Source organism: Comamonas aquatica, from assembly GCF_018064205.1.
Classification (GTDB): domain Bacteria; phylum Pseudomonadota; class Gammaproteobacteria; order Burkholderiales; family Burkholderiaceae_C; genus Comamonas; species Comamonas aquatica.
The window spans coordinates 1,541,806-1,560,316 of record NZ_CP072916.1; the positions used below are offsets into that span (position 1 = coordinate 1,541,806).

At 62.4% G+C, this 18,511-nt stretch carries 21 protein-coding genes; 8 read left to right on the forward strand and 13 right to left on the reverse strand.

Features of this window, described 5'->3' with window-relative positions:
• Positions 1 to 80: 80 nt before the first annotated feature.
• Positions 81 to 263: a hypothetical protein gene (locus KAQ61_RS07315; RefSeq protein WP_210931076.1), complete on the reverse strand. Its 183-nt coding sequence runs from the start codon at positions 261 to 263 to the stop codon at positions 81 to 83.
• Positions 264 to 425: 162 nt separating this feature from the next.
• Between KAQ61_RS07315 and KAQ61_RS07320 the strand changes: the two genes are divergently transcribed.
• On the forward strand, positions 426 to 659 hold the full coding sequence (locus KAQ61_RS07320; RefSeq protein ID WP_210931078.1) for a helix-turn-helix domain-containing protein: 234 nt from the start codon (positions 426 to 428) through the stop codon (positions 657 to 659).
• 75 nt (positions 660 to 734) lie between these two features.
• On the opposite strand, the gene KAQ61_RS07325 is transcribed toward KAQ61_RS07320, so the two are convergent.
• On the reverse strand, positions 735 to 1,724 hold the full coding sequence (locus KAQ61_RS07325; protein ID WP_210931080.1) for a DNA-binding protein: 990 nt from the start codon (positions 1,722 to 1,724) through the stop codon (positions 735 to 737).
• Between the two features lie 113 nt (positions 1,725 to 1,837).
• Between KAQ61_RS07325 and KAQ61_RS07330 the strand changes: the two genes are divergently transcribed.
• The 4 genes from KAQ61_RS07330 (at position 1,838) to KAQ61_RS07345 (ending at position 5,444) form a co-directional block, all read left to right on the forward strand.
• Complete coding sequence (locus tag KAQ61_RS07330; protein WP_210931082.1) at positions 1,838 to 2,911, forward strand: site-specific integrase; 1,074 nt, start codon at positions 1,838 to 1,840, stop codon at positions 2,909 to 2,911.
• A gap of 204 nt (positions 2,912 to 3,115) precedes the next feature.
• Positions 3,116 to 3,688, forward strand: coding sequence for a DUF1003 domain-containing protein (locus tag KAQ61_RS07335; RefSeq protein ID WP_210931084.1), 573 nt, complete (start codon positions 3,116 to 3,118; stop codon positions 3,686 to 3,688).
• Between the two features lie 250 nt (positions 3,689 to 3,938).
• Positions 3,939 to 4,475 (forward strand): DUF1569 domain-containing protein, encoded by a 537-nt coding sequence (locus KAQ61_RS07340; protein WP_210931086.1) that lies wholly within the window; start codon positions 3,939 to 3,941, stop codon positions 4,473 to 4,475.
• A 270-nt stretch (positions 4,476 to 4,745) separates the two neighbouring features.
• On the forward strand, positions 4,746 to 5,444 hold the full coding sequence (locus KAQ61_RS07345) for a TenA family protein (protein ID WP_210931088.1): 699 nt from the start codon (positions 4,746 to 4,748) through the stop codon (positions 5,442 to 5,444).
• 315 nt (positions 5,445 to 5,759) lie between these two features.
• Here the strand turns inward: KAQ61_RS07345 and KAQ61_RS07350 are convergent, their stop codons facing one another.
• The 9 genes from KAQ61_RS07350 to KAQ61_RS07390 form a co-directional block, all read right to left on the reverse strand.
• The gene (locus tag KAQ61_RS07350) at positions 5,760 to 6,464 is read right to left on the reverse strand and encodes an SDR family oxidoreductase (protein WP_210931090.1); all 705 of its coding nucleotides are present in this window, start codon (positions 6,462 to 6,464) and stop codon (positions 5,760 to 5,762) included.
• 59 nt (positions 6,465 to 6,523) lie between these two features.
• Positions 6,524 to 7,249, reverse strand: coding sequence for an ABC transporter ATP-binding protein (locus tag KAQ61_RS07355; RefSeq protein ID WP_210931772.1), 726 nt, complete (start codon positions 7,247 to 7,249; stop codon positions 6,524 to 6,526).
• A gap of 17 nt (positions 7,250 to 7,266) precedes the next feature.
• Positions 7,267 to 8,061 carry an ABC transporter ATP-binding protein gene (locus KAQ61_RS07360; protein ID WP_210931091.1) on the reverse strand — a complete coding sequence of 265 codons (795 nt, stop codon included), beginning with the start codon at positions 8,059 to 8,061 and terminating at the stop codon, positions 7,267 to 7,269.
• A complete protein-coding gene (locus tag KAQ61_RS07365) occupies positions 8,058 to 9,092 on the reverse strand; it encodes a branched-chain amino acid ABC transporter permease (protein WP_244983016.1) in 1,035 nt (344 codons plus the stop codon). Before KAQ61_RS07365 ends, KAQ61_RS07360 begins: the two co-directional genes overlap by 4 nt.
• Before the next feature lie 5 nt (positions 9,093 to 9,097).
• On the reverse strand, positions 9,098 to 10,018 hold the full coding sequence (locus KAQ61_RS07370; RefSeq protein ID WP_210931095.1) for a branched-chain amino acid ABC transporter permease: 921 nt from the start codon (positions 10,016 to 10,018) through the stop codon (positions 9,098 to 9,100).
• Between the two features lie 12 nt (positions 10,019 to 10,030).
• On the reverse strand, positions 10,031 to 10,369 hold the full coding sequence (locus KAQ61_RS07375) for a tRNA-binding protein (protein WP_042419651.1): 339 nt from the start codon (positions 10,367 to 10,369) through the stop codon (positions 10,031 to 10,033).
• Between the two features lie 17 nt (positions 10,370 to 10,386).
• On the reverse strand, positions 10,387 to 10,701 hold the full coding sequence (locus tag KAQ61_RS07380) for a cupin domain-containing protein (RefSeq protein ID WP_210931097.1): 315 nt from the start codon (positions 10,699 to 10,701) through the stop codon (positions 10,387 to 10,389).
• Between the two features lie 13 nt (positions 10,702 to 10,714).
• Positions 10,715 to 11,923: an ABC transporter substrate-binding protein gene (locus KAQ61_RS07385; protein WP_210931099.1), complete on the reverse strand. Its 1,209-nt coding sequence runs from the start codon at positions 11,921 to 11,923 to the stop codon at positions 10,715 to 10,717.
• 123 nt (positions 11,924 to 12,046) lie between these two features.
• Complete coding sequence (locus KAQ61_RS07390; RefSeq protein ID WP_210931101.1) at positions 12,047 to 12,943, reverse strand: alpha/beta hydrolase; 897 nt, start codon at positions 12,941 to 12,943, stop codon at positions 12,047 to 12,049.
• A gap of 228 nt (positions 12,944 to 13,171) precedes the next feature.
• Between KAQ61_RS07390 and KAQ61_RS07395 the strand changes: the two genes are divergently transcribed.
• The gene (locus tag KAQ61_RS07395; RefSeq protein ID WP_244983017.1) at positions 13,172 to 14,293 is read left to right on the forward strand and encodes an OmpP1/FadL family transporter; all 1,122 of its coding nucleotides are present in this window, start codon (positions 13,172 to 13,174) and stop codon (positions 14,291 to 14,293) included.
• 109 nt (positions 14,294 to 14,402) lie between these two features.
• Here the strand turns inward: KAQ61_RS07395 and KAQ61_RS07400 are convergent, their stop codons facing one another.
• A complete protein-coding gene (locus tag KAQ61_RS07400) occupies positions 14,403 to 15,269 on the reverse strand; it encodes an EamA family transporter (RefSeq protein ID WP_210931103.1) in 867 nt (288 codons plus the stop codon).
• Positions 15,270 to 15,329: 60 nt separating this feature from the next.
• Here KAQ61_RS07400 and KAQ61_RS07405 point away from each other — a divergent pair, with 60 nt between their 5' ends.
• Positions 15,330 to 15,875 carry a MarR family winged helix-turn-helix transcriptional regulator gene (locus KAQ61_RS07405; RefSeq protein WP_210931105.1) on the forward strand — a complete coding sequence of 182 codons (546 nt, stop codon included), beginning with the start codon at positions 15,330 to 15,332 and terminating at the stop codon, positions 15,873 to 15,875.
• A gap of 263 nt (positions 15,876 to 16,138) precedes the next feature.
• On the opposite strand, the gene KAQ61_RS07410 is transcribed toward KAQ61_RS07405, so the two are convergent.
• Complete coding sequence (locus tag KAQ61_RS07410) at positions 16,139 to 17,011, reverse strand: LysR family transcriptional regulator (protein WP_210931107.1); 873 nt, start codon at positions 17,009 to 17,011, stop codon at positions 16,139 to 16,141.
• A 144-nt stretch (positions 17,012 to 17,155) separates the two neighbouring features.
• Between KAQ61_RS07410 and KAQ61_RS07415 the strand changes: the two genes are divergently transcribed.
• Positions 17,156 to 18,199, forward strand: a complete 1,044-nt coding sequence (locus KAQ61_RS07415) for a TerC family protein (protein ID WP_210931109.1) — start codon at positions 17,156 to 17,158, stop codon at positions 18,197 to 18,199.
• Positions 18,200 to 18,511: the final 312 nt, after the last annotated feature.

Genomic DNA, 18,511 nt, shown 5'->3' on the forward strand with positions numbered 1-18,511 from the left:
TCACTGGCCAGGTTCGCGGTGCATGCCATTCGACCAGGCACGCCGCCAGCTCGTCGCTGATAAACACGGCTGTTTGCGCGTCAGCGCCTCGGGCGTCGGTACTGCTTGGGGTTGTAAATCGTGTCGAGGTGGCTGCGCTCTTGCTTGCGCTTGGGCACCTTCTTGAAGCGCAGCACGTTGGCGCTTTTCTTGGGCCATGTGACCCACGCGATCAGGACTGCGCCTGCGATCACGATGCCCCAGAAGATCTTTTCTTCAATCATGGGCACTGGTTATACCGGCAACCTTTATGCGGCGACAAGTGCAAGTGTCTGGCCTTGGTTTCGGCAAAAGTGGGCTCTTATGCTGTTGTAAAAGTACATAAAACCCCATTGTATTTAAATAAGCGGCGTAGGCACCTGCGCCGCCATAACCCGGATTCCCGCATGCAGCTTGCTTCGAGGTTCAATGCGATGTACCAGTCCCTGGGCATGGACCTGGCTGCTTGTGCGAAGTATCTGCACGTCACTGAGAGCACTTTGCATAACTGGCTGAGCGGCAAGCACGACATCCCTTTTGCAACCGGCAATCTGCTGAGGTTGCTCAACCGTATGAATCTGCCTGGCCAGCCTCGACACATAAGGAAAAAACGTTTGTCCAGTGCGAGCCGTAAACCTTGATATGGTTTGCGGCATCGGCAAGGAAAAGGCCTGCCATCCTAGTGACAGACCTTCATCGAATCACTGGGTTTCAACTCACTTGCGCGGCAAGCGCAGCGCACGTTGCGACAAGGCGCGGCGTTGCAGTGAGCGATTGTTGGAGCGCTGCTTGTCTGCTGGTGAGTCAACTGCAGTGACGGTGGCCTGTTGCGTGGCGCGCATTTCCAGCAGTGTCTTGAGCTCCTGCACCCGCTCCTGCGCCACCGCGGTCGATTGCTGTAGCTGCACATTCGCGGCGCGGGCGCTCAGCAGTTCTTCCTCGCTGTGCAGGTAACGCGCCTGCAGCTCTTCGTAACGGGATTCGGCCTTGCGTTCAGCGTCCTGCTGGGCTTTCTTGCTTTTCTCCACCTCCTGGCGGCTGCGGTCCAGGTCGGCCAGCATGCGGCGTTCATTGCCGGCGAACTGTTCCGCCAGGCGTTGGCGCTCCTGGCTCGCCACTTGCAGTTCCTGGGCATGTTGCTCCCGCAACGCTTCCTGGTGCTTGCGCTGATCGGCATTTTCCTGGCGGAGTCTTTCGACCAGGGCATGGCGCTCTTGCAGTTGTTGCTGCATTTCATCCAACCGGCGCGACAGGTCTTCGCGTTGTGCATGGGCCAGCTTCAGGGCTGCATCCATGGCCTCCTTTTGCTGCTGCAAGCCCTCTTCCCGCTGCGCCAAACGGGCTTCTTGCGCTTTCAACTGGGCTTGGCTTTGTTGCAGTTCTGCTTCGCGGTCCGACAGTGCCTGGTCAGCTGCTTGCTGTGCGTGTTGTAGCGCGGCCGACCACAACCCTTGCGCGGCTTCCAGCACCTCGGTGGGCACGCTGTTGCGCAAATCCTGGGTGTGCTGGTTCAGCCCCAGCCGCGCGCCGAGGGTGCTGAACCAGGCGTCCAGCATCGGCGCCACGGTGTTGGGCGAGCCCCGGCCCATGTGCAGGCGCACTTTTTCGATGGTGGGCTTGTGGCCTTCGGCCAGCAGCGCGTCGGCTGCGGCCCATACATCGGCTTCCTGGATGCCGCGCGGCGTTTTGGGTGCTGTGGGTTGCATAGAAGTTAGATTACCATCGATAAGAGATTGTTATCGTGAGTTATTGAATATTATTGTACAACATCACATGTAATACATATTACATAATACGCACGACAGAAGAAATACAACAGATGACCGACTTCCGCGCACTTTCCTTGGCACAACCCGTCTCTGCCGTTGTCCAGCTCAGCGACAGCACCCTGCACGCACTGCGAGAGCTGCTGCGCGAGGGAGAAGCCGAGAACACGGTGCGCAGTTACCAGAGCGCCATGCGTTATTGGGCCGGCTGGCACCAGTTCCGGCTGGGTCAGGCGATTGCCCTGCCACTGCCGGTTGACACCGTGTTGCTGTTTATTGCCGACCATGCCCAGCGCAGCACGCCCTATGGCCTGCGCTGTGAGTTGCCCCCCTCCATCGATGCGGCCCTGGTGCAATCGGGCTGCAAGGCCAGGCTGGGTGCCCCCAGCCACAACACCCTGGTGCACCGCGTGGCGGTCATGTCGAAGGCGCACCAGAACCGGGGGCTGCCCAACCCCTGCCACGATGAAAAAGTGCGCGAACTGCTCTCGCGCACGCGCAAGGCCTACGCCAAGCGCGGGGAACGCGCGCAGAAGAAAGCCGCCATCACCAAGGACGTGCTGCAGCAATTGCTGGCCACCTGCGACGACAGCCTGCGTGGTCTGCGCGACCGTGCCCTGCTGCTGTTTGCCTGGAGCAGTGGTGGCCGCCGTCGCTCCGAGGTCAGCCATGCCGACATGCAGTACCTCAAGTGCATCGGCCCCGGCCAATACCTGTATGAGCTGGCGTTTTCCAAAACCAACCAGAGTGGTGCCGACCTGCCTGACAACAGCAAGCCCGTGCTGGGGGCCGCTGGTCAGGCCCTGGCCGCCTGGCTGGCCGCCAGCGGCATCCGCGAAGGCGCCATCTTTCGGCGCATTCGCAAGGGTGGCCACCTGGGCGAGCCCTTGCAGGCCGCCGCCGTGCGCGCCATCGTCAAGGAGCGCTGTGCGCTGGCCGGGATCGAAGGCGATTTTTCCGCACACTCCCTGCGCTCCGGTTTTGTGACCGAAGCCGGCAAGCGCAACGTGCCCCTGGCCGAAACCATGGCCTTGACCGGCCACCAGAGCGTGGCCACGGTGCTGGGCTACTTCCGGGCGGAATCCGTCATCCGCAACCAGGCGGCACACTTGATGGACGAGGATTGATCGACCAGCCGGGCTTTGTATGCCAGACCAGTGCAGCCAGCCTGCGCCACAGCAGCGCCTGTCATATTCTGCCGCTGGCATACACCGGGAAGCGGCCTCAGCCACCGCCTGCAGGGTGGACTGAACACGGAGTCCGACGGCTTTCGCGCTACGCCCGCTGCGGCCATACTGGGTGCGATTCCGTCTTCGCTGTGAGGAGCCGCCATGCACCACCCAGACCCTGCCTCTCCCACCCTGCGCACCACGGCGCTGGACGCGCTCGATGAACGCGCGCGCAAGGTGGCCGAGCACATCACCCACCGCCGCCACATCTCGCGCAACCTTGGCCAGGAGCTGGAACGCGGCCAGGGCACGCTGGGGCAGCGTGCGGCCGATGCCGTTGCCGGCTTTGGCGGTTCGTGGACGTTTGTGCTGCTGTTCGGACTGACCATGCTGATTTGGGTCAGCATGAATGCCGTGCTGCTGGCCTGGCAGGGCCACACCTTCGACCCCTACCCCTACATTCTGCTGAATCTGGTGCTGTCCATGCTGGCGGCCATCCAGGCGCCCATCATCCTGATGTCGCAAAACCGCCAGGCCGACAAGGACCGCGTGCGCAGCGAGCACGACTACGAGGTCAATCTCAAGGCCGAGCTGGAAATCATGATGCTGCACGACAAAATTGACCAGCTGCAGAAAAACCAGTGGACCGAGCTGATTGCGCTGCAGCGCGAACAGCTGCATTTGCTGGCCGACCTCGTGGCCCAGCGCCCCCACACCCCACCACCTGCGGGCTGAGCACCAGGCACACAGCGCCCAACACCCCTCCGACACACGACCGCGCGGGCCCATGGCCGCACCGCCCAGGCACCGCGCTGCAGCACCCGCCCCACTCCCGGCAACGGCAGCACCGCAGGCCATCGGCCGCGCGCCCTCCAACGATTGCACTGTGGCCTGGCCCTAGCACATGCCCTCTGGGCAAACGCGGGCGCGCTGGGCATAAAAGCAGGCTGACTATCTATATAGACAAGAGGGAGTCCACACCGCCATGCCCCATTCCCGCCGAGCTTTTCTGGCCAGCGGTGCCGCACTGGGCACCGCGCCTTTGCTGGGCTGCGGCCCGCAGCTGCGCGATCTGCGCCTGTCCAGCCTGCCCGCCGCGCTGGACGAAATGCGCCGCCTGGGGGCCGCGCCGGCGCTGCAATCCCAGACCGCCTGGGGCTGGGCCCAGACGCTGGAACACTTGGCGCAAAGCGTCGAGTACTCCATGACCGGCTACCCCACGCAGCAATCCGCGCTGTTCCAGCGGCTGGCGGGACGCCCCGCGTTCCAGCTGTTTGCCTGGCGCGGCCAGATGCGGCACGACCTGACCGCGCCCATCCCCGGCAGCCCGGCTCTGGCGGCCGGCACCCCGCTGGCCGCTGCCAGCTTGCGCCTGCTGACGGCCTGCGGGCAGTTTCTGCAGTGGCGCGGGCCGCTGCAGCCGCACTTTGCGTATGGCGCACTCACGCATGCCGAGTACGAGCAGGCCCACGCCATGCACCTGGCCAACCACTTTGCGGCCTTCCAGATCCCGGCGGAGTGACGGTGCGGGCGGCAGATGCCCACACCGCCCTGGCTGCAGCGTGGCACTCCTCGACTGGCGGCATGGTCCCGCACCATCGCCATTCAGCCTGATCGCCTCACCGTGAGCGGCTTGCCGCATGCCGTCGGCACCCTGCCCGCTTTCCACACCCCCACCCCACCATCCCCAGCGCCCGCACCTGGCGCACCCCGCACGCGGTGGGCAGCAAGGCCGTGGCCGCGGGTCACAATACCCCCCTTGCTTTGAACCGGAACATCCAGGAGCCCGCCCATGTCCACCGCCCCCGTTGCCACCCTCTCCGCCACCGACGCCAGCCTGGGTTTTGCCGAGCAGCTGCGCCAGTCGTGCTGGGAGGACTGGAACGCCTGCATCCAGCACCGTTTTGTGGACGAAATCTTTGATGGCAGCCTCAGCGACGAAGTGCTGCGCCGCTATCTGGTGCAGGACTACCAGTTCATCAACCGCTTTGTCGCCCTGCTGGGCGCGGCCATTGCCAGTGCCGACGTGTTTGCCCCGCGCGTCACGCTGTCGCAGTTCGCGGCCATGATCACCAGCGACGAGAACACCTATTTCCTGCGCAGCTTTGACGTGCTGGGCGTGCCACCAGCCGATCGCCTGCAGCCCGCGCTGACCGCGCCCACCCAGGCCTTCCAGCAGCTGATGCACGAGGCCGCGCAAAGCCTGAACTACGCCAACTGCATCGCCGTGCTGGCCGTGGCCGAGGGGCTGTACCTGGACTGGGCCGACCAGCCCGCCAAAAAACACCAGCCCCTGCCCGCGCGCTTTGAGCATGCCGAATGGATCACCCTGCACGCCAACGACTTCTTCCGTGGCTTTGTCGCTTGGCTGCGCGCTGAGCTGGACCGCGTCGGCCCCACGCTGAGCCCCGAGGCCAGTGCCGAAGCCACCCGCTACTTCCAGCGCGCCGTCCAGCTGGAGCGACAGTTCTTTGACCACGTCTACGCCTGATACCGCACCCGGGTCGCAGGCCCATGCGTCGGCGGGCAGCGTTTGGGCCATCTAAAAATATAGCGGGTTGCGCTTGATGGACCTGGGCTAGATGGCTAAAACACTGTGAAAGCTGGCCCGGTGCGCATCCACAGCCCTACAGGGCTTAGCCTGACCGCCGACGGCCCTAGGTCAGCGGCACAGCTGCCGAATGTGCGGGCGCCGCAAGCATGCTTGCCCTGCATGGCCGCCCCCCCCAGGAGCGTGCGCGCCCTGCGTACGGTGCACACCCCGTGGCCCTGCGCAGGCCACGGGCATCCTTCACCGCCGCGGCGTTTACACCGAACGCATCAGCCCGCCATCCACGCGGATGTTCTGGCCGTTGATATAGGCCCCCGCATCGCTGGCCAGGAAGGCAATCGTCCCCGCAATCTCTTCCACCGTGCCATAGCGCTGCATGGGCACGGCCGCGCGGCGCTCGTCCTTTTCGGGCAGGCTGTTGATCCAGCCGGGCAGCACATTGTTCATGCGCACCCCGTGGCGGGCGTATTCATCCACAAACAGCTTGGTAAAGCTGGCCAGCCCCGCGCGCGCCACGGCCGAGGTGGGGAACAAATCCACCGGTTCAAACGCCCAGGCCGTGGAGATATTGATGATGGCCCCGCCACCCTGCTGCACCATGATGGGCGTCACACAACGCGCCGCGCGCACCACGTTCAGCAAATAGGCGTCAATGCCGGCGTGCCAGTCGGCATCGGTCAATTCCAGCACCGGCGCACGCGGGCCTTTGCCTGCGGAATTGACCAGCACATCCACCCGGCCCCAGCGTTGCATGACCTGATCGACCAGTTGCTGGATATCGGCCTGGCTTTGGTTGGTGCCGGTGACACCGATACCAACCAGCTCCTGGGCCAGTGCTTCGCCCTTGCCGGAGGACGACAGAATGCCGACGTGGTAGCCATCGGCAGCGAATTTGCGGGCCGCAGCAGCGCCCATGCCGGAGCCACCGGCGATGATCATAGCGGTTTTCTGTACGTTCATAAGCTATTTATTTTCGTAGCAATTGACGCTTTGCTGTCAAAGCAAAGACAGTGATTTTTTCAAAATCCCAGATGCTCGGACATGGTGGATTTTTCTGCGAGCATCCGCACGGAGTTGCCCTGCCAAACCGCTTGACCGCGACCCAACACACAATGCAGAGCTGCAATCTCCAAAAGGCGGTTCACATACTTGTCCACCACCAAAATGGCTTGGCCCTCCGTCTTGAGCTGCGCCAAGCACGTCCAAATCTCCTCCCGAATCACTGGCGCCAAACCTTCGGTGGCCTCGTCCAGAATCAAGAGCTTGGGATTGGTCGACAAAGCCCGCCCAATCGCCAGCATCTGCTGCTCGCCACCGGAAAGCTGGTTGCCCATATGGTGCTCGCGCTCCTTGAGGCGCGGGAACAGTTCATAGATTCTGGCCAAATCCCAAGGTGCAGCCTGCGCAGTCAGCTCTCCTTTTTGAGGCTGGGCAGGCGGGCGCGCAAAGGCCACCAAATGCTCGCGCACCGTCAGGTTGGGAAAGCACTGCCGCCCTTCCGGGACGATGGCGATGCCCAGGCGCGCAATCACATCGGCGGGCAGGTTGGTGATGTCACGCCCCTCGAACAGGATCTGCCCCTTGCGCACGGGCAGCGCGCCGGTGATGCATTTGATGGTGGTGGATTTGCCCATGCCGTTGCGGCCCATGAGGCTGACGACCTGGTGGGGTTCCATCGTCAAACTCACGCCGAACAGCACCTGGCTGGCGCCGTAGCCGGCCTCGATGCCGCGCACTTCGAGCAAGGGGGTGGTGGCATTGCTCATGCTGCGCCCTCCTGGGGTTCTGGGAGGCTGGCGTCGACCTCGTCTTCTTGCCCCAGGTACACGGCCTGCACGCGCGGGTCGGCCTGGATCTGGGCGGCGCTGCCCTGGGCCAGCACCTTGCCGTAGACCAGCACGGTGATGCAGTCGGCCAGCTGGAATACGGCGTCCATGTCGTGCTCGATCAGCAGGATGGCCATGTCGGGCGAGCTGGCGCGCAACTGCTGGATCAGCGCCACCATCTCGCTGGATTCCACCGGCCCCATGCCGGCCATGGGTTCGTCCAGCAGCAGCAACTTGGGCTGGGCGGCAATCGCCAGGGCCACGTCCAGCTTGCGCTGGGCGCCATGGGGTAAGGTGCCGGCCACATCGTTCCAGCGTGCCTGCAGCTGCACGCGCTGGGCCAGGGCCCAGGCCTGCTGCAGCAGTGCAGGGTCGTCATCGCGCACGTGGAAGCTGCGAAAGCTGTTGCGGCCCTGCGCCTGGGCGGCCAGCAGCAGGTTCTCGGCCACCGTCAGCCGGGGGAAGATGCTGGTGATCTGAAAGCAGCGCGCCAGGCCGGCGGCCACGCGCTGGTGCGGGGCCAGGTGGATCAGCTCCGTGCCATCCAGCGTCAGGCTGCCGCCGTCGGCCGGCAGCAGGCCGGAGATCAAATGCACCAGCGTGGATTTGCCCGCGCCATTGGGGCCGATCAGGGCGTGGATCTGGCCGCGCTCGACCGCCAGGCTGACGTGGTCGGTGGCGGTCAAGGCGCCAAAGCGTTTGACCAGGTTTTGAATGGAAAGCAGGCTCATGCCGCGCCCTCCTTGCGCTGGGTGCTATTTTTTTTGGCAAAGAACGCCGCCAGCCCCTTGGGCGCCAAGAACACCACGGCAATCAGCAGCACGCCCATGGGGGCGTGCCAGTAGTCGGTGCTGTGCTTGAGCACTTCTTCCAGCGCGCCCCACAGCACCACGCCCAGCGGCGCGCCCCAGCGCAGGCCGATGCCGCCCACTACCACCATCACGATCAGCAGGGCCGACTGGGTCCAGTGCATCAGCGAGGGGCTGACAAAGCCGTTCTGCGTGGCCAGCAGCGCACCGGCCAGGCTGGCCACGCCCCCGGCCAGGGCAAAGGCCAGCAGCTTGAGGCGGAAGGTGGGGTAGCCCAGGGCCTGCATGCGGGTTTCGTTGTCGCGGATGCCTTCCAGCGCGCGGCCGAAGTACGAGCGCTCCATGCGCGACAGCCACAAAAAGATAGCTGTCAGCGCAAGCAGCACAACGACAAACAGCCAATTGCCTTGTGCCAGCACGTCGCCATCGGCCTGGCGCAGCAGCACCAGCGGGGTGTAGAGCGTGTAGCCATCGTCCCCGCCGTAGGCGCGCAGCGACACGGCCAGGTAGTACAGCATCTGCGCAAACGCCAGGGTGATCATCAGAAAGTACACGCCGCGGGTGCGCAGTGCGACCAGGCCGATCAGGCCGGACACGGCCGTGCCCGCCAGCGCGGCCACCAGCCAGATCAGCCAGGCGTTGGCAAAGCCGCCCTCCACCATGGCCACCACGGCATAGGCACCCACGCCCACGAAGCCGGCATGGCCCAGGGCCACCAGCCCGGCGCGGCCGATCAGGAAGTTGAGGCTGAGCGCGGCGATGCTGACGGTGAGCATGCGACGCACCAGGTCCACGTAATAGTCCAGCCCCCACAGCGGGGCCAGCCACGGAAAGACCGCCAGCAGCAGCACCAGGGCGGCCAGCACGGCAGCGCCGGCCCAGCGGGGATGGTGGGGGGCCGCCAGCGGGGGCGGCACAGACGTGTTGGCCAAGGCCTGGGAAGAATCGGACACGGAATTCATGCGCGCGCAGGGAAAAGGCCGGAAGGCTTGAATACCAGCACCCCGGCCATCAGCAGGTACATGGCAATGCTGGCCACGGCGGGGCCCACGTCGGCCGCCAGGCTGGGCGACAGTACCTCGCGCAGCAGCGGCGGCAGCAAGGCGCGGCCAGCGGTATCGACCAGGCCGACCAGCAGGCTGGCGACCAGCGCGCCACGCACCGAGCCGATGCCGCCGATCACGATGACCACCAGGGCGGGGATCAAAATGCTCTCGCCCATGCCCACCTGCACGGCGGTGATGGGGGCCACCAGCGCACCGGCCAGGGCGGCCAGGGCCGCACCGATGGCAAACACCAGGGCAAACACCCGGCGCACGCGCACGCCCATCCACTCGGCCATGGCGCGGTTGGAGGCCCCGGCCCGCACCCACATGCCCAGCCTGGTGTGGTTGACCAGCAGGTACAGGGCCAGCGCCGCGCCCAGGCCGGCGCCCAGGAGCAGCAAGCGGTAGGCCGGATAGTGCAGAAAGCCGAACAGCTCCACCGGGCCGGACAGCGCGCTGGGCGTGTCGGCCATGATGGGCGACGGTCCCCAGAGGTACTTGACCACGTCATCGGCGACCAACACCACGCCAAAGGTGGCCAGCACCTGGGACAGGTGGTCGCGCGCGTAGAGCCGGCGCACCAGGGCCGCCTCCAGCAGCGCCGCCAGCGCCACGGTGACGGCCATGGCCACCACCACCGCCAGCAGGAACGAGCCCGTGTGTGTGTGCACCGTGGCCGACACATAGCCGCCGGCCATGAACAGCGCGCCGTGGGCCAGGTTCAGCGTGTCCATGATGCCGAACACCAGGGTCAGCCCGGCGGCCAGCAGGAACAGCATCAGGCCGTACCCCAGGCCGTTGAGGGCCTGCTCCAACAAAAAAACCGCATCCATACGCTAAAGGGGTTACAGCAGCTTGGTGCCCAGCGGCACGGGCTGGTCCGGCACGCACAGCACCACGCCGCCGTCGGCGTCGTGAAAGCCCGTGACCAGGCATTCCGACATGACGGGGCCAATCTGCTTTTTGGGAAAGTTCACCACGGCCACGACCTGTTTGCCGATCAGGCCTTGGGGGGTGTAGTGGTGGGTGATCTGGGCGCTGGACTTGCGGATGCCGATCTCGGGGCCAAAGTCCACCTGCAGCAGGTAGGCGGGCTTGCGGGCCTGCGCAAAGACCTCGGCCGCCACGATGCGCCCGACGCGCAGTTCGACCCGCGTGAAGTCGTCCCAGCCAATCAGTTCCATGGGGGCTCCTGGTGCATTCAGACACTGCCCTCGCGTTCCACGACCAGCACGCGCGCCGCCCCCTGGGGGTGGGCCACGTGCTCGTCGCCGGGGGCGGCGTAAAAGATGTCGCCCACCTGCATGCGGTGCACCTGTTCCTGCCCGTGCTGGCGCGTGTGCATGTGCACCACGCCGTCGAGCACGACGAACACCTCGTGGCCATCGTTGACGTGCCAGCGGTAGGGCTGGTCGGTCCAGTGCAGGCGCACGCTGGTGGTGCCGCTCAGCGTGGCGATGGGCAAGGCCTCCCAGGCGCGCTGGCCGGTGAAATCGCGGGGCGAGATGGTCTGCATGCCCTCCCCCGCCTTACTTCATGCCGCACTGGCTGGCGTAGCTGTCCTGGTGGGCGGTGAACAGCTTGCCGGGTTGCAGGGCGTTGGTGATTTTGCCGTCCTTGGTCTTGACGACCTGGCGCAGGTAGTAGTCCTGCACCAGGAACTGGTTGTTGCCATAGCTGACGGGGCCACGCACCGAGCTGAACTTGGCCGTCTTGACGGCCTTGGCCACGGCGGCGCGGTCGTCCAGCTTGCCGTTCAGGCTTTTGACGGCGGCGTCGATGTTCATCACCACGTCATAGGCAAAGGCCGCGTACAGCGTGGGCAGGCGGCCATAGGCCTTCTGGAACTCGGCCACGAACTGCTTGTTGGTGGCGTTGTCCAGGTCGTGGGCATAGGACGAGGCGTTGTAGATGCCGACCATGGGCTCGCCCACGGCGGCGATGATGTCCTCGTCGGCCGTGAAGGGCGAGGAGATCAGCACGATGTCCTTGTTCAGCCCCGCGCCCATGAACTGCTTGATGAAGTTGATGCCCATGCCCCCGGGCTGGAAGATGTAGACCGCATCGGGCTTGGCGGCGCGCAACTGGGCCAGCTCGGCGGCAAAGTCCAGCTGGCCGACCTTGGTGTAGACCTCGTCGGCCACGGGCTGCTTGTAGGCGCGCTTGAAGCCGTTGACCGCGTCCTTGCCGGCGGGGTAATTCGGGGCCAGCACCACCACCTTCTTGTAGCCCTTGTTGGCCGCATGCTGGCCGGCGGCCTCGTGCATGGCATCGTTCTGGTAGCTGGTGCCGAAGAAGAAGGGGTTGCACTGCGCGCCCGCCAGCTGGCTGGGGCCGGGGTTGGCCGACAGGAACGGCACCTTGGCACCGAACACGCTGGGGCCCACGGCCAGCACCACGTTGGAGCCCACGGGGCCGGTGAAGAAGTCCACCTTGTCGCGCTTGAGGAAGCGGTCCGCCACCTGGCGCGCGGTCTCGGGGTTGCCGGCGGTGTCGGCCTGCAGGAATTCGGCCGGCAGCCCGCCCAGCTTGTTCCCCAGCTGCTTGGCCGCCAGGTTCAGGCCGTCGCGGATTTCCGCGCCGGGGCCGGCAAACGGGCCGGAAATGTCCAGCGCCACGCCAACCTTGATGGTTTCGGCCGCAGCGGCCGCCAGGCTGGCGCTGCCGGCGGCCAGGCACAGGGCGGCAGCAGCGAGGGCGGAAGGTGCCAAGGGGAAGCGGCGGCGGGCTGGGGTCATGGTGCTTGTCTCTTTGTCTGGATGGTGGGAAGGTGCGCGGGCGCAACGCCGCACAGCCTACACAGGCTGCTCTGTTTTGTGCAGCTTATGGCCGGCCCTTGTTGCATGCATGCTCACATGCCCTCAGCTTTGTGCAAGCTTGCTTGACAGCCCCATCAGCTGCAGCGCGGTCTGGTGGACTGTGGAATCGGGTTCGGCCAGCTGCAGCGGCAGGTCGAAATGGTTGGTGGCCGGCGCCTCCACCCACTGCCCGGGCAGGCAGCGCGCGCGCCAGGCGGCCAGGTATTCGCGCGACTGGCGGTGGAATTCGCGGCTTTCAAACTCGCCGCAGGCCACGCGCAGCTGGCAGTGGCCGTGCGTGCGCGCATCCGGCAGCGCAAAACGCGGGCTGTTGCGCACGGCGGCGGCATCGTCCAGCCGCATCCAGTCGTTGATGTGGGTGTGGAGCAGCGGCTGCAGGTCAAACAGCCCACTCAAGGGAAAGGCAGCAGCCGGCACCGCGCTGGCGGGCAGGTCGTAGTCGTCCTGCCAGCCGCGTGCCAGCAGCATGCCGACCAGATGCCCGCCGGCCGAGCTGCCGCAGACACAGATGTTGCGGGCATCGCCGCCATAGATGGCGATGTTGCGCACCACCCAGGCAAAGGCCTGGCGCACCTGGTCGACGATGTGGTCCAAGCTGACCGCCGGGGCCAGGTCGTAGTCGGGCACGACGACGATGGCGCCCGCCTGCGTCAGCGCCGGGGCCATGAAGGCCGAGTCGTCCCTGCCCAGCGCACGCCAGTAGCCGCCATGCAGGTAGATGAAAACAGGAGCTGTTGGCACTTGTCCAGCCTGGGCTGGAGGCAGATAGATATCCAGAAGATCTGTAGACCGGGGGCTGTAGCGCTGGTGGCGCACGGCACCGGGCAAGGCGAAGGCGGCCTGGCTGTGCTGGGTGTAGCGGGCAATCAGCGCCCCGGCATCCTGCACGCTGGCGCGAGCGTTGTACTGACGGTCGAAATAAGCAGGGGTGGCATCCATGGCAGGGTCCAACAGGGTTGGGCGGCAGTGCACGCCGCCGACACAGACAGTGCGCAGCATACGGTGCAGCGTTGGCTATCCAGCACATCGCCCCTCTTCCATCCACCACGGCATGACGCCGACGCGACAACTGTGGGGTCCAGGCCATGCATTCACACACGCCACTGCAGCCTGGCCGATTCCATGCACAATGCGCGCTCCTAAAAAACATTGTTTTACATATCCACCATGTCCCCGTCGGTGAATGCATTGCGAATGAAGCCGGCCGGCATGGCCTGTGCAACCCTGGCGCTGAGCACCTGCGCCCTCGCCGGCGGCGTGGACAGAACCAGCCACAGCCTGTCGCCGCTGTTTGAAAAAGGCGCGCACCTGAGCGTCGAGGCCTATGCCTCGCGCCCGCAGATCCAGGGTACGGACGCGTGGGGCCAATCCACCGGCCAGGTGGCGCCCCGCTTTGCGCAATGGGGCTTTGCGTACAAGCAGGACGTGGACGCCCGCAACTCCGTGCTGGTCATGCTGACCCGCCCTTATGGCCTGGACATTGACTACGACCGCCAGTCCTCCCGCCTGTTTGGCGGCACGCAGGCCCGCATCAGCACCTATGAGCTGATGGGCGCGCTGCGCCACCGCTGGACCGAGCGCTGGGCCGTGCACGGGGGGCTGCGCGTGCAGCGCTCCGAAGGCCATGTGGCCCTGAACGGCCTGGCGTTTGGCCCGCTCAATGGCTACCGCGTGGACTTTGCACCCAGCACCCGCCCCGGCTACCTGCTGGGCCTGAGCTACGAGCGCCCCGAGATCGGCTTGCGCATCGCGGGCACCTATTACTCCGCCATCAAGCACCACGTCACCACCCGCGAAAACCTGCGGGCGGGGACCACGACCACGGAGTCCAACTCCCCCCAGAGCTTCACGCTGGACCTGCAGACCGGCCTGACGCCCAGCACCCTGGTGTTTGGCCAGATCCGCTGGAGCCAGTGGTCGCAGTTCCAGCTCAGCCCCCAGGCCTTTGCCGCCGCCACCCAGGGGCGCAGCCTGACGGACCTGGACGACGCCACCACCTACACCCTGGGGCTGGCGCAGAAACTGGGCCCGCAGTGGTCTGGCTTTGTGGCACTGGGCTATGACCCCAAAAGCGGCAAGACCCCCCTGTCCCCGCTGCGCCCCAGCAGCGGGCGCATGGGCTACACCCTGGGCCTGAGCTACCAGCACGAGCGCGTCAAGATCACGCCCTGGATCAGCTACCAGCGCCTGGGTGCCACCGATGTCTCCAGCACCCGCACACCCATGGCCCATTTTGGCCAGAGTTCAGCCACCGCCGTGGGGGTGAAGTTGGGGTACAGCTTTGAATGATGGAACGTATGGATGGCATGCGTGATGCGATGACTGCTTGGTCCGCTGCGGTCATATGGGTCGCAACAGGAAAACTGGTCGATTGAGGTGCGGCACTGCCGCACAGGGACTAGCGACTGGATGTCCATTGCACGCCAAACACACTGACCAACACAACCAGCAGCCCCAACAGCGAAATACCGCCCATGGACTGGGATAGCAACACCCATCCCAGAATGACTGCGGTCAGAGGGCTTAACAGGCCCAGCGACGCCACAGCCACGGACGGCAGACGTGCCACACCCCGAAACCACAGCACATAGGCCACAAGCGCACCTGCCCCGCTGAGATAGGCGTAGGCCGCCCACTGCGATGCCGTCAATGCAGGCAGTGGCGCATCTACGAGCCATGCAACTGGGGCCAGCATCATCCCTCCCAGCACCAACTGCCAGCCCGTCATGGATAGCACTGGCAATCCGATCTGCCAACAGCGTGTCAACCAAACACCTGTGGCCATTGAGGCCGCACCCAGCAAGGCCGCTGCCATGCCGATGGGTTCGAACACGGTTTGCGGCGACAGCAACAACATGGCCATGCCAAATACACCTGCAGCAGCACAGCACACGGTGATGCCCCTTGGCGCCTGGCGGTCTACAGCCCATGCCAGCAACATGACCAAAAGCGGTTGAATCGCTCCCAACACCGCTGCCAAGCCGCCTGGCAAACGGTAGGCGGCGACAAACAGCAGTGCCTGAAAAACACCAATGTTCAAAGCGCTGAGCACGGCCAATCGCCCCCAATGCTGCTTGTGCGGCAACCGCCACGTAACCAGCAGCAGCAACAGCCCTGCAGGCAGCGCGCGAATCAGTGCGGCGGTGAAGGGCCGATCCGGCGGTAGAAACTCCGAGGTCACGATGTAAGTGGATCCCCAGATTACAGGAGCGCATGCCGTCAGCAGTGCGTCACGCCATGGGCGTGGAGGAGTATCAGCAGGCATGTGTTATCTTCAAATCAAGACAATTCATTGTGCAAACCAATTACCTTGAAGTCAAGACAAATGAAAGACCTTACGTTCTCTCCGCCACGTGATGCCGTGGATGTCATCCTTGGCCAGTGGCGGCGTGAGCGCCCCGATCTGGATGTCAGCCCCATGGGCCCAATTGGACGGATCAAACGCTGTGCAGTGCTGCTGGAGGCGCGGCTGGAAGCGGAGTTTGCGAAGTTTGGACTCAGCATGTGGGAGTTCGATATGCTGGCCACGCTGCGGCGGTCTGGCGCGCCCTACTGCCTCAGTCCTACGGAGTTGTTCTCTATGCTCATGGTCACCTCAGGCACCATGACCCATCGGCTCAAACGTCTGGAAACCAGGGGCTGGGTGGAACGTGTCCCCAATGACCAGGATGCACGCAGCACCCTGGTGCGGCTCACCGACGATGGACTGGCGCTGATTGAGCGTGTTGTCGAAGCACACGTGGTCAACGAGCATGCTCTGCTCTCAGCGTTGTCTGCCGATGCGCTGCACGAATTGGATTTGCAACTGGTTGATCTGTTGCGCGCCCTAGAGTCTCCAAAAGATGGAGCTGAAGCCAAGTCGGCAGCTTGAATCCGAAATCATCACAAGCTATCTGTACTTGCCATCTGCAGCGGAACTCGTGCTTGCCGCGCACGTTTCAGACTCAGGCCGCGAAGTTTTCGAAAATTTTTTGAAAAATGATTGACTCGCCCTGTGGCTATTTCATGCGAGAAACTTCTTGCACATTCAAAATCAAGAATATATAAATTTGCCACTCAGTAGTGAATGATTTTAAAATTAAAGTGGATCAAATTAAATAATTAAAAGTATAAAATTATTTCATGTAAAACAATCTAAATATTTAATATTTTTCTTACCAAGGGGTGATTTCTGCTACGTGAGCTATATATCCCGTAGATTTCTTCATTAAGCCCATCGCTGCATCCAAGAAGTTTCAGGCTTTGTATATTTACAAGATCTGCAGAACCTAACTCTGTCACAGGAAAAACGCCCATCCCTTGGGCAGAAAAAATACTCAACAAGGCACTGTCTTCGAATTCGCCAACAATCTGAGCTTGTATGCCCAGATTTTCTAACCAGCGATCCATGCGCTCACGCAGTGCTGCATGGTATGTCGGTGCAAGTATGGGCAAATCTTTAAGACTTTGCGGAAAATCCGCAATTTTCTGATCACTAACCAAAGCGGCAGGTCCATACCAATCGACCCGAGAAGCAACCAAACGCTCGCTCGACAAACGAAAGCTGGAGTTATGCGGTGGTGGCTGACAGGCCAATACCAAATCCAGCTTGTGCAAAGCCAACTCTGCCATCAACTGCTCAAGCTCGCCATCATGGCAGATAAGCTTTAAACCAGAAGTTGCCAGTACTGGTTGAAGCAGTCTGTGTGCTGCGAGCTTTGCTATTCCGTCTGAAAGACCTACGGATAAACGTACCGATGGCCCGGTTGCTGCTGCGGCAGCCTCCTCTGGGATGCGTGACCCTAGCAGGAATATTACATCCGCACGCAAAAATACGGCACGGCCTGCATCGGTGAGAACCACAGTTCGCCCGGAAGGTTTGAGCAATTGATGGCCTATCGAGGACTCTAAAAGTCGCACTTGTGCACTGATTGTTTGGATGGCCATATCCAAACGCTCCGCTGCTCGGGCAAAGCCACCTTCGTTGGCCACAACCCAGAAGTAGTAGAGGTGTCGATAGTTGAGCATAGTGGATGCATGAATACTTCGAAAAAAACGAAGTGCAGATCATTATAAAGCTGCTTTTTTAGTGCTGTTACGTTGAGAAGAATGGAGGCGTCGACACTGATCTCACTCCAATGAGTGAGGTTTATCAACCCATCCTCTCACATCATGGAATTCCTCTCTACCCTTTGGTTAGGCATGCCACTCTGGATATGGTTTGCCTTCTTGAGCACTGTCATCGCTATTTTGGCTTTCGATCTTGGCATCATGCACAAAGATGCGCGCGCCATCGAAATCAGCGATAGCTTGAAAATGTCAGGCTTGTACATAGGTTTGGGCCTTGCCTGGGCTGCAGCTGTTTACTGGATCTATGTCCATTACTCTGGCACGGGGGCCGTGGATCCGCAAATTGCAGCGGCAGCCAGTCCAGAAGAAAGAGGATGGATAGCCGTCAAGCTGTATATGACAGGCTATCTGGTTGAGAAGACATTGGCAATGGATAATGTATTTATTATTTCTTTGATATTTACATATTTTGCAGTGCCTCGTGAATATCAGCATCGCGTACTTTTCTGGGGCATCCTGGGCGTAATCGTGCTGCGAGCAGTCATGATCGGTCTTGGCGCGGCGCTGGTGATGGAATTTTCCTGGGTGATGTACTTGTTTGCAGTTATTTTGTTGGCAACAGGTATAAAAATGCTCATTATGGTTGATCATCAACCAGATATTTCCAACAACCCCGTGCTCCGTTTTTTAAAATCCCACATGCGGGTGACAGAGACATTGCACGGCCAAGCGTTCACTGTGCGACAAATTGACCAAAATTCTGGAAAAACCGCCCTATTTGCAACCCCCTTGCTGTTGTGCTTGATACTGGTTGAAATCGCGGATTTGGTGTTTGCGATTGACTCTGTCCCCGCTATCTTTGCGATCACACCTGATCCATTCATTGTTTACACCAGCAATATCTTCGCAATCCTAGGGTTGAGAGCGCTGTACTTTGCTTTGGCAGCTATGGTGCACAGATTCCATTACCTCAAGTATGCGTTGGCTTTGGTTCTGATATTTATTGGTGCCAAAATATTCTTGGGAGACTTTATGTTTGATGGGAAGGTGCCGGCCTCTATCAGCTTGGCAGTCACAGGTGGTCTTTTGGCTGCAGGTATTGTTTTCTCACTATTTAAAACCAGGAATCAAAACAGCAGCAACTAATTATTCCAATCAATTCAATGGGGCTTTAAGCCCCATTGAATTTTTGGAATCCGCCACAGCGTGGTCGATGTTTCACTTCCTGGAGGCGTGAGTACACATAGCGGTGGTGTCGATGGCGATCGCCCGCTGACACTGGTGATGCATGACAGGGGGCCTTATAGCAGGTACCACGTTGTCAAGCTGCTGCGACGTGGGGGATCGAAGGCCCAAAAAGCTTAAGACCGAAGAGCACGCTCACGAGGCGTTGCAGCCGCTATGGCTGCGCCTCATCTGCAGGAGCAGCCATAACGGCCATGGCGCCCAATACCGCCT